The organism is uncultured Fibrobacter sp. (assembly GCF_947166265.1).
Lineage (GTDB): Bacteria > Fibrobacterota > Fibrobacteria > Fibrobacterales > Fibrobacteraceae > Fibrobacter.
The window spans coordinates 1-14795 of record NZ_CAMVDO010000047.1 but is presented as its reverse complement, the minus strand read 5'-3'; the positions used below and the strand labels follow the sequence as shown (position 1 = coordinate 14795).

Annotated in this window: 9 protein-coding genes and 1 riboswitch; of the genes, 4 read left to right on the top strand and 5 right to left on the bottom strand. The window is 50.0% G+C overall.

Translation table 11 applies throughout. From position 1 onward, the window contains the following. Together Q0W37_RS13995 and Q0W37_RS13990 are read left to right on the top strand one after the other, a co-directional pair. Nucleotides 1-2022 (top strand): FISUMP domain-containing protein (locus tag Q0W37_RS13995; protein ID WP_367186287.1); only part of this gene is annotated, 2022 nt, incomplete at its 5' end. A 19-nt stretch (nucleotides 2023-2041) separates the two neighbouring features. After that, nucleotides 2042-4210, top strand: coding sequence for an FISUMP domain-containing protein (locus Q0W37_RS13990; RefSeq protein ID WP_297702173.1), 2169 nt, complete (start codon nucleotides 2042-2044; stop codon nucleotides 4208-4210). A gap of 30 nt (nucleotides 4211-4240) precedes the next feature. Here the strand turns inward: Q0W37_RS13990 and Q0W37_RS13985 are convergent, their stop codons facing one another. The 5 genes from Q0W37_RS13985 to nadA form a co-directional block, all read right to left on the bottom strand. Then, complete coding sequence (locus tag Q0W37_RS13985; RefSeq protein WP_297702172.1) at nucleotides 4241-6382, bottom strand: ATP-dependent RecD-like DNA helicase; 2142 nt, start codon at nucleotides 6380-6382, stop codon at nucleotides 4241-4243. Nucleotides 6383-6397: 15 nt separating this feature from the next. Continuing rightward, nucleotides 6398-7954 carry a carbon starvation CstA family protein gene (locus Q0W37_RS13980; RefSeq protein WP_297702171.1) on the bottom strand — a complete coding sequence of 519 codons (1557 nt, stop codon included), beginning with the start codon at nucleotides 7952-7954 and terminating at the stop codon, nucleotides 6398-6400. 45 nt (nucleotides 7955-7999) lie between these two features. Then, complete coding sequence (locus Q0W37_RS13975; RefSeq protein ID WP_297702170.1) at nucleotides 8000-9247, bottom strand: DUF6588 family protein; 1248 nt, start codon at nucleotides 9245-9247, stop codon at nucleotides 8000-8002. 32 nt (nucleotides 9248-9279) lie between these two features. Then, on the bottom strand, nucleotides 9280-9951 hold the full coding sequence (locus tag Q0W37_RS13970) for a hypothetical protein (RefSeq protein ID WP_297702169.1): 672 nt from the start codon (nucleotides 9949-9951) through the stop codon (nucleotides 9280-9282). 118 nt (nucleotides 9952-10069) lie between these two features. Beyond that, the gene (nadA, locus tag Q0W37_RS13965; protein WP_297702168.1) at nucleotides 10070-11086 is read right to left on the bottom strand and encodes a quinolinate synthase NadA; all 1017 of its coding nucleotides are present in this window, start codon (nucleotides 11084-11086) and stop codon (nucleotides 10070-10072) included. A 101-nt stretch (nucleotides 11087-11187) separates the two neighbouring features. Next, nucleotides 11188-11409: riboswitch (cobalamin riboswitch) on the top strand. Nucleotides 11410-11414: 5 nt separating this feature from the next. Here nadA and Q0W37_RS13960 point away from each other — a divergent pair. Next, nucleotides 11415-13496 carry a TonB-dependent receptor gene (locus Q0W37_RS13960; RefSeq protein ID WP_297702167.1) on the top strand — a complete coding sequence of 694 codons (2082 nt, stop codon included), beginning with the start codon at nucleotides 11415-11417 and terminating at the stop codon, nucleotides 13494-13496. Nucleotides 13497-13536: 40 nt separating this feature from the next. Further along, nucleotides 13537-14646: a hypothetical protein gene (locus Q0W37_RS13955; RefSeq protein WP_297702166.1), complete on the top strand. Its 1110-nt coding sequence runs from the start codon at nucleotides 13537-13539 to the stop codon at nucleotides 14644-14646. The last annotated feature ends 149 nt before the right edge of the window (nucleotides 14647-14795 follow it).

The window sequence follows — 14795 nt, the reverse complement described above, 5'->3', positions numbered from 1 at the left end:
GCTTGTGGTGGTGACATGGTAATTGAAAAGTCCTTCGATGCATCTGCCGAAGAACCTGCTGATGACGAAGATTCCTCGAATAGCAGTGATAAGGAGAAATCATCGGACAGCAAGAATTATTCGTCTTCCAAAGAGGCTTCTTCGAGTAGTTCGGAACCCACGGAAGAAAACAAGGGTAAGACAATCTACGGGGCAGCCCAGAAAGGACCGTTCCTGGCCCAATCCGTAGTCAAGATTTATGAACTGAAAAAAAAGACTTTGGCCAAGACGGGAAATGTCTTTTCTGGCGAGGTCGGATCAGATGGCCGGTTCGAGGTCCCGAATGTGGAACTGTCGAGCCCGTATGCCCTTCTTGAGGTGAAGGGCCGATTCCGTAACGAGCTGATGGGTAATGTGTCTAGCAACGAAATTATCTTGCGAGCTCTTGTCAATCTAGAAGGTCGTGATGAAGTGAATGTCAACCTTCTTACGCATTTGACGTATGAGCGTATCCTTTATCTGGTTGGGACGGGAGTTGACTTTGCGACCGCCAAGAAACAAGCCGAGTCCGAAATCCTTAGAGCATTTTATATTGACGACAAATTTGAAAACTTTGAGGACATGAATATTTTTGGCGATAGCGAAGAAAGTGGTGCCCTGCTTGCTATTAGTGTGCTTGTACTTAGTTATTATAGTGATGCGAAACTTGCCGAGTTCCTGGAATCTTTTGCGGCAGATTTCAAGAAGGATGGTACGTGGGATGACAAAACTACCGGATACAATGTCAGAATCAGGTATGAATTCATGTCGGATGATGTAGAGCGAATCTATAATAATATTGTGGATTGGAAAATCGGTTCTGTTCCAAAATTTGGAAAGTATATACGCATGATTAAATGTAGGTCTAATGGTTTAAGTAACTGTTATGAAGAGTGTGACGTTGAAGGGACCATTCGCAAGGGGGATTATTCATGGTCCCTTTGTTTAGGTGGCGTATGGTTTGGTGCTGATGCCCGTATTGTGAATACGTTTGGATGGGGTGCTGGAGAAGACGGTGAACTGCGGAAAGGAGACTCGACTGGTGCTTTTTATAAGTATGATGAATTCTTAAACATGTGGGATTATGCTGAAGAGTACGATACAACTCTTCAACTTGGATGTACGCGTAAACGCGAAGGTGAAGTCGCTTTGAACCCCAAGGATAATTCTTATTATGTTTGTATGCATTATGTAGATGAGGCGCAAGGATTTAATGGATGTTTCTGGGATAAAGCTCACGAAATAGATTTCATTAGGCGCGATAATAAATGCGAAAGCGGAGATGTAGGCCGGATTATTGCCGGAATAGACACGGTTACCAACAAGTATTACTGCACGACTGAGGGCTGGGTGGATTTTATGAGTTGGAGCTTTGGCATACCGAAGGAATTCCATTTTAATCCGGATATTAATTATGGAATTATGACGGACAATCGCGACGGCAAAAGATACAGGACTACGAATATCGGTGGCCAAGTCTGGATGGCGGAAAACCTGAATTATGGGGGGAACGGAATTGGACTTTGCTACGATGATATTCCTGAAAATTGCGAAGCGGGCGGACGCCTTTATACATGGGACGAGGCTAAGCAGGTTTGCCCCGAAGGTTGGCATTTGCCTTCAAAGACGGAATTTGATACGTTGTTCTCGACCGTGATGCTCTTACGTGACAATGAAAAGGAATCTTTGGCCGATATGTTCAAGGCTACTAGCGGTTGGAAGACGGAATATTCGCTTTCGGGCTTGGATAAGGTTGGCTTTTCTGCCGTGCCTGCTGGAGGATGGCATATTGAAGGTTATCGTGCAACTGAATACAACCATGCTGGCAGTGTTGCGTATTTTGTAACCTCTACTGAATATAATGAACTCTATGTATATGTTGTGCAATTGTATAGAAATGAGTTGTCTATAACACCTGATTACGAAAATACCTTTTTAGACGGTTGGCCTCATTACGCTACTAGGCAATCGGCTTTTTCTGTTCGCTGCCTCAAAGACGAATAAGGCGGGAAAGGCGTTGACTATGGCTTATACAAAATGGTTCGTTTTTTTGTGCTTTATTGTTTTGCTTGCCGCTTGCGGGGATGATCGCAGTTTGGTGTCTGAAACATCTATCGAGGCGCCTGTTGATGATGTTGAAGATGTTTACTCTAGTAGCAGCGCTAAGGTGAAGTCTTCATCTAGCAGCAAGGGCGTTTCGTCTGCCAAAGAGACTGCATCAAGCAGTTCTGAATATATGGCAGCGATCGAGAACAAGACTATTTTCGGCTTTGCATTGAATGGACCGTACCGTGCTGGAAGTGCGGTCAAGGTTTATGAACTGGATGCAGAAACCTTTGCCCAGACTGGCGAATATTTTGAGGGAAAATTCCTGTCAGATGAAGCCGGCTCGTTCGTTGTGACGGGGGTGACTCTATCGAGTCCTTACGCCCTGTTTGAAGTTGCCGCTGATGACAGTGTCACCTTGAAAGCTTTGGTCGACTTGAGTGATCGCGATACGGTGAGTGTGAATGTGCTTACGCACTTGGAATATGAACGCATTCCTTACTTGGTCGAAAAGGGATACAGTTTCTTTGCGGCTAAGACGCAGGCAGAGGTTGATGTCTTGGCGGCGTTTGGCATTGAGGGCTCGTTTGCAAATTTTGAGGGCTTAAATATTGTCGGTGATGATGCAAGTGCGGAGTTGCTTGCTGTTAGCGTACTCTCACTTTGCTATGGTGGTGAAAGCAAAATGGCTGGATTCTTGAACGATTTAGCTACGGATATCAAGAAAGACGGAAAGTGGGACAACGAGACTGCTAAGGCAAAAATTGCGGACGAGGCACAAAAAAAATATTTTGAAGGGGAACTTGGTTCAATCTGCCAAAATGTTCTAGGTTGGAAAAAAGACCTTGCTTCGAGAAAGGTGACGTATGAAAGGTATATAAATGATTTTTGGTCTGAAGTTTATGGTCTTGGTACTTGTAGAGGCAGTAAATCGCCTGTTTATTCTGCCAAGAACTCTAAAAGTTCGTATTACGGCTCTGACACGGGCTTTGTTTGCATGGGTGGTATTTGGTACAAGCGGCTGAAAGCGGGTGGCTCTCTGTTATGCTCTGTTGAACGCGAAGGTGCTATTATTGATGAGTCTCAAATGGAATATACGTCCATTTGTAGTAACGGCAAGGTGGTCCGTATTCAAAAACAAGAGAATCCCGATGATGGGGATGAAGACGAGAATGAAATACGGAATGGAGAAGATGGTGAATTGCGTGAAGGTGACAAAAAGTTTGACGAAATTCTTGGTCGCTGGGTGGATGCTAACGAAGAGGATTATACACTTATGCTCGATGGCTGTACTTTTAAGCGCCATGGCGAAATTAGCAAAAGTCCTAAAGATGGAGCCTATTACTATTGCGATAGTTGCCCTGATGCTATTCTTTGGTATAATAATGGTGCGGCACCTGGCGAACCCCCAAGTTGGCGGAAAGCGGTGGATGTAGATTTCGTTAGGCGCGATGAAAAATGCGAAGCTGGAGATGTTGGCCGGATCATTGAAAGGGCTGATAGCGTTACCGGGAGCTTTTACTGTACGGTGAATGGTTGGACTAATTTGAAGGACTGGAGCTATGATGTGCCGAATGAATTCCGTTTTAATCCGGATATTGATTATGGAACTCTGACGGACGATCGTGACGGTAAAAAGTACAAGACCGTGAAAATCGGAGACCAGGTCTGGATGGCCGAAAATCTGAATTACGCCGGCCCTAATGATGATATTAGCCGTTGTTACGAAGACATGCCTGTAACCTGTGAAGCTGGGGGACGATTGTACAGTTTGTCTGTGGCGGATACCGTTTGTCCCAGTGGTTGGCACTTGCCTAAAAAGGAAGAATTTGAAATTTTGCTTACGACCGTGGGTGGAATAGATAAAGCTAGCAATGAGCTCAGGTCTATCAGTGGTTGGACGAATGATTACAGCGGTTCAGATGCCTATGGATTTTCTGCGGTGCCTACGGGAGGCGCGTTAATTGAATCGAATCATGGATCATTCTTCAGTTATAGTGGCTATAACGCGTACTTCTTTTCTAGTGATGGATATGTCTTTTCCATTCATTTATGGGCCGGAACGACCATTTCTGGCAAGGGCGGTGCTGTCAATGATCCTAATGAAGCCTTACTTCCTGTCCGTTGCCTCAAGGATGCGGAATAGCCGAACGGCGTAAAATGCCTCGCACCTCAATCATCCCAAGCGTTCTTTGAGGCGCGTGTAGCGGCGGGTGCTGCGGTTGTTGCGGACGGCCTGGTGGAAGGCGCCGGGAGCAGAGAGAATCCACACGTGGCCTTTCGCGCGGGTGATGGCCGTGTAGATCAGGTTGCGTTGCAACATCACGTAGTGGCTGGAATCGAGAATCACGATGACGGCGGGGTATTCGCTGCCCTGGCTCTTGTGGATGGTGCAGGCGTAGGCGAGTTGCAGTTCGTCGAGTTCGTCGTCTTGGTAGGTGATGAGTTTTTCGTCGAAGAAAACGGCGATTTTGCGCTTTTCTTTGTAGATGCTGTAGACGATTCCGACGTCGCCGTTGAACACGTTCTTGTCGTAGTTGTTCTTGATTTGCATCACACGGTCGCCGACACTCCAGCCGATGCCGACCATCTTGTGGCGGGTCACGCCTGGGTTCAGCAGGTCTTGCAGGAATGGGTTCAGCTCGATAATGCCGAGGGGGCCTTTGCGCATGGGTACAAGAATCTGCAAGTCGGTCTTGAGGTCGATGTCGATTTTGCTGCGCACACCCGTCGCAATCAGTTGTTGTAAATGCAACTTGGCTTCTTCGGAGGTCTCGAATGGAACGAAGTGAAAATTCGGGCCTTCGAGCGGGGCGGGAGTGATTCCCTGATTGATTTTTGCGGCCTTGTCGGCGATGTCGTTGCCGCCGCTTTGCCTAAAGATGTGCTGCAGGCGTACGCTTGGAAGGCGCGGGCATTGGAGCAAGTCGTTGAGTACGTTGCCGGGGCCTACGCTAGGGAGCTGATCGGCGTCACCGACGAATACGATGCGGGCCGATTCGGGAACAGCGTCTAAGAGCGAGGCGGCAAGCCAGGTGTCCACCATACTGAATTCGTCGACAATCAGCAAGTTGCAGTCGAGCTTGTTGAATTCGTTCCTGTTGAATTTCTTGGTGACGGGGTCGACTTCTAGCAGGCGGTGGATGGTATACGCCTTTTCGCCACAGCAGTCGCCCATGCGTTTTGCGGCGCGGCCCGTGGGGGCGGCGAGCAAAATGTTTTCGCCCATCTTGCGTGACAGGTGAAGAATCCCCTTGAGAATCGTCGTCTTTCCGGTGCCGGGGCCGCCGGTAATGATGCAAATCTTGTGGGCAGTAGCGAGGCGGATTGCTTCACGTTGCGTAGGGTCGAAACTGAACTTGTGTTCGCGTTCCCAGTCGACGAGCTCACGCTCGAAACCGTAGGTGGGCAGTTCGTTTTCGCCGAGGCGCGCCTTGATAATTTCGGCAATTTTCTGTTCCGCGTTATCGAGTGGCGGGAAAAAGCAGTCATCGCCGTGGCGCTTGATGCGGCCCGATTCGCAAATGCGCTTGAACTGCTCCAGCAGATTCTGGATGGCATCGTCGTCAGTGACGTCAATGCGCAAATTCTTGAGGGTACGGCCGATTAAATCGTTGCTGGGTAAGTAGCAGTGTCCGTCTGAAAGAGAAGCTTCTTGCAGTGAGTAGAGAATCGCCTCTTGCAGGCGCATGGGACTGTCTTTGGGAATGCCCACCTTCATCGCAATTTCGTCGGCTTTCAGGAATCCGATTCCCCAGACTTCTTCGCAGAGCATGTACGGGTTCGTGCGGATTTTTTCGATGGTGTCCTGGCCGAATTTCATCCACAGCTTTTTGGCGACATTGCCCGTGATGTCATGATTGTAGAGGAACAATAAGGTTTCGCGGCTGTGGCGGTTTTCTTGCCAGCGTGCAAGGAACTGTTCCACTTTCGCCGCCGAAAGGCCCTTGATTTTCTTGGCACGGAAACGGTCTGGCTCGTAGTCGAGAATGTCCTGCAGCTCATCGCCGAAGGTGTCGACAATCGTCTGGGCTGTTTTCGGACCGATGCCGGGGAAGAGGCCGCTGCCGAGATAGGCGGCGAAGTTCTTGTTGCCTGTTTCTACAATTTCGAAGTGAATCGCCTTGAACTGTTCGCCGAATTTGGGGTGGCGCCCCCATTCACCTTCGAATCGGAGTGATTCTCCGACAGAAAGTTCGGGCAATGTACCCGTAACGACCACCACCTTCTTATTGCTACTATCAATAATCCGCAGGACGGTGAATCCGTTCTGCGGACTGTGAAAGGTGATGGACTTGACGGTTCCTTCGAGAATCACGTGGAAGTCAAAGGGTTAGACCTTGTTGTCCTGCACGATGGGGTTGGTCTCGTCGCGATTGAGGTCGCGCTTGGGGTCCCATTTGTCGGGATCAAAGTCTTCCATCTTGGTAAGAATCTTACCGCGAGTGCAGAGGAAGAATCCGAGCAGGCCTGCGTTTTCGAGGGCGAGTACCAGGGCGGTCTTGTAGTCGAGACCGAAACCGAGCGGAGCGCCCTTCAGGTTTTCGGGGCTTACCCACAGAATGTAGTCGAACGTGATGAAGGCCATGAACATGCAGGGCAAAAGCGCAAACCAGAAATTCTTCTTTTTGCTGCGCAGGTACACGACGGTCACGCAGAGGCTACATACGGCCATAAGCTGGTTGGCCCAGCTGAAGTAGTTCCACAGGATGTTGAATCCGTCCTTGTTCATGTTGCTCCACAAGATAATCAGGGCGCAGATGGCAAACATTGGAATCGTCAGAATCAGACGGTTCCTGACGGAAGTCTGTTCAAGGCCTGTGAGTTCTGCAATCGTGAGACGGAGACTTCTAAGGCTCGTATCGCCGCTGGTAATGGCAAGAATGATCACGCCGACGACCACGAGAATCGAAACCGGTGCAAAAGGAATCACAGTGTGGACAAGTTCGCTCAAGACTTTTACGCCAGAGGCCCCGGTGATGAGTTCCGGCATCTGATGGTAAATGAACATGCCACCGGCGGCCCAAATCATGCCGATCAGGCCTTCGATAATCATCATGCCGTAGAACGTCTGGCGGCCGGTCTTTTCGGTGACTTCGGTGCGGGCGACAATCGGGCTCTGGGTGCTATGGAAACCGCTAATGATGCCACAGGCAATCGTCACGAAAAGCATCGGGATAATCGGCTGGTGGGCCGGATGCTTGTTGAAGTTAGAAGCGATGTCGGAAAGGCAGAATTCGTCGAGCACGTTCAGCTGCGGGGCGATACCGACCAAGATGCCGATAGAGGCGAGAATCAGTAGCCCGCCAAAAATCGGGTAGATTCGACCGATGATTTTGTCGATAGGGAAGAAGGTGCTTATAAAATAGTAGGCGAAAATGCAGGCGACTGCGACCCAGAACAGCGTGGGCGACACATGGCTGCCGACAAGAATCGGGGTGTTGATGAGGGCGGCAGGCGTGTTGGTGAAAACGGCACCTACAAGAATCAGGGCGATGGCGATCAAGCTCATGACCACCTTAGAAGGGCCCTTGCCCAGGAACTTGCGGGAAAGCGCCGGAACGTTCATGCCGTTGTTGCGGATGCTCACCATGCCGCTAAAGTAGTCGTGTACTGCGCCGCCAAGCACGTTTCCGAGCGGGAGCAAGATGAAGACGATGGCGCCGAACTTGATGCCCAAAATCACGCCAATCACAGGACCGATCCCTGCGATGTTCAAAAGCTGGATGAGCATGTTTTTCCAGTGGGGGAGTGCCACGCGGTCAACGCCATCCGGGTTTTCGAGGGCGGGAGTCTTGCGGTCGTCGGGGCCGAAGACATGTTCAACGAGTTTTCCGTAAGTGAAGTATCCGCCGATAAGAATCGCGATACCAATCAGGAATGTAATCATGGGATGCCTTCTTTGTTTGTGTTAAAAGTAGACGGTGAAAAGTCCTTATTCCTCGTCAAAGGTGTTGTCGGCAGAGAAGTCGTCAGCAGAATTGTCTTCGGCGGGTTCAGACGGTTCTTCCACCTGTTCGTCGGCATATTCTTCTGGCGCTTCGTTCGTCGGTTCTTCTTCGGAGACGGCGCTTGTTTCTGCGGCGTCGTTGGATTGCGTTTGGGCGTTCCCGCCACGGACGTAGCCCTTTTCCTTGGCGATTTCGTCGGGGGTCTTGTCTTCGCCGAATTGTTGCTTGAAGTAGAGAATGTTGGTCGTGAAGCTGCTCTTGCCGGCATAGTCGAAACCGACCACCGGATGGAGCGATTTGCCGAGCTGGAATGCAACAGCGAGACTGAAACGGAAACCGTTGTTGCCCTTCACGGTAATGTCTGGTGTAATGGTCTTGCCGTAGTCACCTGTCGGCTGTCCGAATTCCTTGGCGGTGCAGACCAGGTTGCCCGAAGACTTCATTTCGGCGCTCTGGTATCCAAGCGACATCATGACTTCGATAAAGTTGATGGGCTTGTAACCGATAACCAGCGAAAAATTCGTGGTCGATACGTCAAGATCCAGTTGTCCGTCGTAGTCGTCGGGGCGGTAGCCTATGCCGCTGGAATTGTAGCCGAACACGAGGCTTACGTCGAGCGGTTGAGCGGCTGCGGGGAGCATGTACTGGAAAAAGTGACCGAAACTGTACTGCAGACCGAAACCGAACAAGTTGAATTTGCGAAGCTCGCTAATGGAGGGCAGGAACATTCCGCGGAAAACGACGCGGGCGTGGAACATGCTTGCGCCAAGTTGCAGATAGGGGTAGGTGAAAACTCCGAGACCGTTCAGAGTCTTGTTGCCGTAAATGCGACCGTCGTAGGGTTGTTCCATGTCGTGATGGTCGCCAAAGATGGTCGGCGTTTCGAAGTCGAAACTTTGCCCTGAAGCGGGGTCCGTATAGGTTTCGGTGTAATTCCGGTCGTCGTCACCGATAGGAATGATCGAAAAGGGAAGTCCCGCTTCGAACGTGAAACTCTGCGGCACCGAGGCGCTCACGTACCAGTTGCTGTTGAGTACGTTGCCCAGGTTGTCGATAATGGGTTTGACATAACCGGGGCGGTTGGCGTATGGGTTTATGGAACCGTCGGGAGCGATCGGGTTACTCTGGAAAGCGGAAAGGGATTCGTAGGTGGACGCCCAGCCGTTTTCGTCCATAGCAAAAATGGAACTTACCCCGATAATGAGTGTCGCGATTAAAGCAAGCTTTTTCATACCGCGCCCCAATTTAGAAAAAAATTATAGGGCTAGAATTGGTACTGGAGCGAAACAGTTGCTAATACGAATGTCTGCCAGAGATAAGGATCCAGGTCGTTGTTCTCGACCCTGGAACAGTGGACGTTCTTGAACCAGTTTTCGTAAACCTTGACGGCGGGAACCATGGAAAGATTGTCGGTAATATAGTAGTGAAGGTTTAAGATGAACGCTACGGCAGAACCCATAAATTCTGCGTCATATTCTGACTCGTCGAAAATGGCGGCGTTCGAGGTCTTGACGCTAGAGTACGAATATCCAAGTCCGGTGCCGATCTGGAAGAATTCAGGCCAGAAGAAGTTGTAGGTGAATTCAAAACTTGCACGCCAAATGCGCGTGTCCTGCTTGTGTGAATTGTTGTCGAAACCGGCGAGGGTCTGTTCGGAATTCCAATACTGGAATCCGAGGCCCAAGGAAAACGCTCCCAGGTTGACTCCGAGAAGGAAATCGGGAGTGGCGATGAATTGAAGTGCAGGCGGGTGAATCAGTCCCTTGACTCCGGCGGAATCCTTTCCCGCAACAGGCTTTTCGTTAAAGTCACCTTTAGTCGCTGCGATGCCGAAACCCGCTTCGACAAAGTAGCTGCGTGGCCAGTAGTACTCGTCGGCAAAAGTGAAACCCGCCAACAGGCAAATAAGCAATGCTATGAACTTTAACTTTCTCATGACTTTTTCTCCTAACTAGAACTTAGTGGTTCGACAAACTCACGCTTCGCAAGCTCGCTAACCTTATTAAGGTCCCCGAGCTTGTCGAGGGGCCGAAGGGCCGACTAAGCTATACCAACTACTTTCCTGCGTAGTAGAACATCGCGTCGATGCACTTCTTGGCGGCAATGCGAACGCTTTCGTCGAGTTCCACGTGCTGCGCCTTTTCCGGGTGACGGAGTGTCTCCAGGATGTTTTCGAGCGAGTTTGACTTCATGTACTTGCACATGCTGCAGCTGCCGATAAAGGTCTTTTTCGGGAATTCGTACTGCATACGAGCGTTCAGGCCACATTCGGTGAGGAGCAGGAACGGGGTGCCTTCGGGCTGTTCCTTGATGTAGCTCACCATCTGACCGGTGCTCCCTACGTAGTCGCTCAAGAGGGCGACGCCCGGATGGCATTCGGGGTGGCTTACGACCTTGAGACCCGGATTCTGGCTGCGGAAGAAGTTGATGAGTTCAGAATCGTAGGTCTCGTGTACGTAGCAGCAACCGCTGTGGAGCACGATTTCTTTCTTGATGCCGCGCTTCTTCATCTCGTCGATGAGGTTCTGGCCCATGAGTCCGTCGGGAACGAACACGATCTTGTCGTTTTCGAGGCTAGAGACAATCTTCATCACGTTGCTGCTCGTGACGCACACGTCGCAGTTCGCCTTCACGTCGGCGGTGGTGTTGATGTAGCACACGAAGGTGTGGTCGGGGTATTTTTCGCGGAGAGCCTTGACTTCGGCGCCGGTAATGGAGTCGGCGAGGCTACAACCCGTAAGCGGACCCGGAATCAGAACGTCTTTGGTCGGGTTCAAGATCTTGGCGGTTTCGCCCATAAAACGCACGGCAGAGAACACGATCGTCTTGGCGCTCACCTTGGTGGCATCCTGGCTCAGCTTGAAACTGTCACCGTCGTAGTCGGCAACGCCCAGAATGATTTCGGGGGCCACGTAGCTGTGGGCGAGGATCACGGCATCGCGTTCCTTTTTCAGCTCGTTGATTTCGTTGATGAGCGGGAGCATCTGTTCGCACTTTTCCATGGAATAGGTGCAAAGGACGGCGCCCGGCTGGATTGTCTTAAGACGATTGTAAAGTTCTTCTGCTGTCATAGTAGTAAATATAGCAATTTAGAGCTTAGATTGTTCATCTAAGTTCTGCCAACCTTTAATAAGGTCCCTGAGCCTGTCGAAGGGCCAACTATTTTTCTATTTTTGGTTCAAAAGTTTCCTGTGCCCTGAAAAGCCCGCCGGAGCGGATAAACCGCGAAGGCCGGAGAGAATCCCGTGCAAACCGGGGGCGGTCGCGCCGCTGTAAGGGAGGACGAAACCGGCATAAACCAATGCGTGGAAACCGAAAGGGACTACATGTGTGAAGGAGCCGGGAGTAGGTTGAGCCCCGAGCCAGAAGAACTGTGGGAAACGCTGTTGTTGAGGAACGATGCGAACGACGTCTTTCTTTAAGGCTGCAAAGATTGCGGCTCTTTTAGGCTGTTTGGCTGCCGGCTTAAGTATGGCTGTGGCGGCCCCTTCGGGAAATTCCCTGGAGGATGTTTCGGTCATTTCTTCAAAAACAGTTGCGGTCGATGATGCGACTCCTACGCAGGATCTCGGTTCAACCGAGGTGGTGACGGATGGAGAAGTCATTCAGACAAAGAATGCTAGCTATACCGAAATCACCTCAGCCGTATGGGAAGGAAAATCTCTTTCGGCGGCGGACCTGCTCGCGACGCTCCCGGGAATTCAGTCGTACAAGCAGGGGGGGCTTGGCAGTTTCCAGACGGTATCGGTGCGTGGCATTGCCGCCCGCAATATTTTGATTTGTGTCGACGGTGTGCCTTTAAACGATGCAAGTGGTGGTGCGGTAAATTTAGGCTCCATCGACTTGAACCAGATGGAAAAGATTGAGGTGTACAAGGGCAATGTGCCGGTGAAGTTTGGTGTATCGGGAATTGGCGGCGCCATCAACTTTGTCACGAAGAATGCCGTGAAAAAGGGCTGCCGCGTCTTGGGCGCCTACGGAAACCACAACCTATGGGAGGGCTCTTTCCAGGTGAGCGCTCCTGTGACGGACAGCATCATGTTTGCAACGACTTTTGCAACGCGGCATAGCGATAATGATTATGAATACCTGAATCGTAACGGAACGCAGTACAACGATGACGACGACTATACGGCGACTCGTGAAAACGCCCAGTACACCGACGTGTCGGGGAATGTGCAGTTCCGTATGCTGCATGGCAACGGCTATTTTTCAACGGTTGCAGTGACGGCGTCTAGGAACGAAAGTGGAAATCCCGGTAAAGAACAGAATCAGACTAAGGTTGCAAAATTTGTCGGGGAATCGGCGTTGCTTCGTTATGGACTAGAGTCCGTCGGTTATTTTGATGACAAGCTTTTCTTGTACGGAGGCGTATCGGCTCGGATAGACAAGAATATTTCGACTTCTTATTATCCCTTAGACCATATTGGATTTGGCAATAATGTCTTGATGGAATATGGTTCGATGACGTATAAGTTTGTTCCTGAATTTTGGGCGGAATTTACGCCGATGGAACGTTTGACGGGGGTTGCTCGCGTTGCTGTTGAGTGGGAACGTGCCGAGGCTCGTGGAAACTCGAAAGATTGGGCGCTAGACCGTAAGACGTATGTTGGTTCGGGAGACTTGTATTACCAATTTTTCAAATATGTAGGTGTCGGTGGTGAAGGTTCTGCGCAAATGCTGAAAGACCATTTGGACAAGGGAACTTTTGTGCTGCCGACAGGGGGACGTACTTTGGATGAGGCCAAAGAGCGCGACGCCTCGTTTGCAGGCCGTCTCTACTCTCGGTTTGGTGCATCGACCTCGCCATTCACAGGTGAAATCTCGATGGGGCGTTTTTATCAGCAGCCTGCGCTGATGGAACTTTATGGAACTTTCCCTGGAGCGATTTCCAATCCGGATTTAAATCGCGAAAAAGCGACTCGGTTTGAGGCTACGGGAATGTACAAGTTTTCGGGAAATCACACCTCGTTTCAAACAACATATTTTGAATCCCATATCGAAGATGGTATTTGCTGGGTCCTTTCGGTGGAACTGTTGCGCCCCATCAATGTCTCGCGAGCCCTTATTCGCGGTGTAGAAATGGAACTGAATAGCAGCCCTTCTAAATTCCTAGATGTGGTGCTGCGGGCGACTATCCAGAAGACGGAAGACCGTTCGCATTCCGAGGCTTTCAACGGAAACAAACTCTCGGGAGAACCTGATCGTAGCTACTTTGCCGAAGCGACTTTGCATTTGCCGTTCCATTTCGATTTCAGCTGGGCTTCGGATTGGCGTAGCGTGATGTACAGCGATAGGGCCAATAGAACGGAACAGCCCGCCGTTGCGACACATCGAGCCAATTTGTCTTATGCGCCTTTTGAGAAAACTCGACTTGCTTTTTCTGTAAATAACATTACCGATGAAAAGTATCGAAATTTCTACACCCCTTTCCCGATGCCGGGTAGGGAATACAAGTTCACAATCATACAGGGGTTCTAGCCCCCGCGCGTAATAGCGTAAAGCCAGAAAAGGAAAAAACATGAATAAATTCAAAAAACAATCCATCGCAGCACTTGCTGCTTTTGGCCTCACCTTTGGTCTCGTTGCTTGCGGTGACGACTCCAGTTCTTCCGCTATTAATCCTGAAGAAGAATACACCTATGCAGGTGTAGTTTTCGATGGTGGCGATTATATGGTCCAGGAAGGTGAACTTCGCTGGATTGACAAGGATGGAAAGATTTCTGAAAAGAATATCTCCTTCTATCAGGATTCAAGAGTTGTAACGAATGGACCTGATGTGTATGTTTTGGAAGGCTTGGGCACCGACAATATCAGTAAGGTTGATCCTGAACTTATTGAAAAGGGTGCAAAAAAGGCTGTTGCCTGGCAGGTGAGCTTCGCTAATGCAAACCCGGTTGATATGGCTTTCGATGGTGAAGAAGCTTGGGTTGCCCTTCAGAATGCAGACTCCCTTGTGAAAATTTCGACTAAGGATGGCAAGGTCGTAAAGTCTATCAATACCAAGAAATTTGCCAGCAAGGGTCAGACCTCTCCTTATGTTGCTGACATTGAACTCGCTGATGGCAAGCTCTATGTGCTGATGCAGCGTTATGCAATGGATGCCGAATATAATTTCACCTATCCGAAGGGCATCGTGGCTGTTTATGACGCCTCCACCGGCAAATTGGACAAGTCGATTGAACTTGTGACAAAGAATCCGACTGCAATGTCTTTGTACAATGGCAATCTTTATGTCGCCTCTTTGGGTGAATACGATGGTAAGGCCGACGACAACCGTGGCATTGAAAAGGTTGACTTGAAGACTGAAAAGTCCAAGTTGATCATTTCTGGCAAGAAACTGGGTGCAGGTCTGTACGGTTTTGTTGCTGAAGATGGTATTGCTTATGCCTCTGTTTATGAAGGCTGGGGTAGCACTCCGCTCGTAAAGATTGACCTTGAAAAGAAGACTTTCGAAAAGGTCGAAGGCGTTGCTGATGCTCAGAAAACGCTTGCCCTTAAGAATGGTGTGCTTTATGTGGGTGACCACACCTACGGCGAAGAAAAGCTCTACATTTATAAGGATGGTGAGTTGAAGGCTCTTGACCGTCCTAAGGGTTCTCAGGCTCCGTACAGCATCGCCTTGTTCTAGCGACGTCATTGCGAGGCCTGTAAGGCCGAAGCAATCCAACCTTTAAGGCTCTGTAACTAAATCCATGGCCCTGCGGATCATTTCCGCGGGGTTATTTGTTTTGGGGGCGTTTTCGCCTAGGTACTGGCGGTATTTGCGGGCACCGGGTT

Bases quoted from the DNA above. Each gene is read 5' to 3' on its own strand.
- Q0W37_RS13990 (WP_297702173.1), top strand. From the start codon at position 2,042: ATGGCTTATACAAAATGGTTCGTTTTTTTGTGCTTTATTGTTTTGCTT.
- Q0W37_RS13980 (WP_297702171.1), bottom strand. From the start codon at position 7,954: ATGATTACATTCCTGATTGGTATCGCGATTCTTATCGGCGGATACTTC.
- Q0W37_RS13975 (WP_297702170.1), bottom strand. From the start codon at position 9,247: ATGAAAAAGCTTGCTTTAATCGCGACACTCATTATCGGGGTAAGTTCC.
- Q0W37_RS13970 (WP_297702169.1), bottom strand. From the start codon at position 9,951: ATGAGAAAGTTAAAGTTCATAGCATTGCTTATTTGCCTGTTGGCGGGT.
- nadA (WP_297702168.1), bottom strand. From the start codon at position 11,086: ATGACAGCAGAAGAACTTTACAATCGTCTTAAGACAATCCAGCCGGGC.
- Q0W37_RS13960 (WP_297702167.1), top strand. From the start codon at position 11,415: ATGCGAACGACGTCTTTCTTTAAGGCTGCAAAGATTGCGGCTCTTTTA.
- Q0W37_RS13955 (WP_297702166.1), top strand. From the start codon at position 13,537: ATGAATAAATTCAAAAAACAATCCATCGCAGCACTTGCTGCTTTTGGC.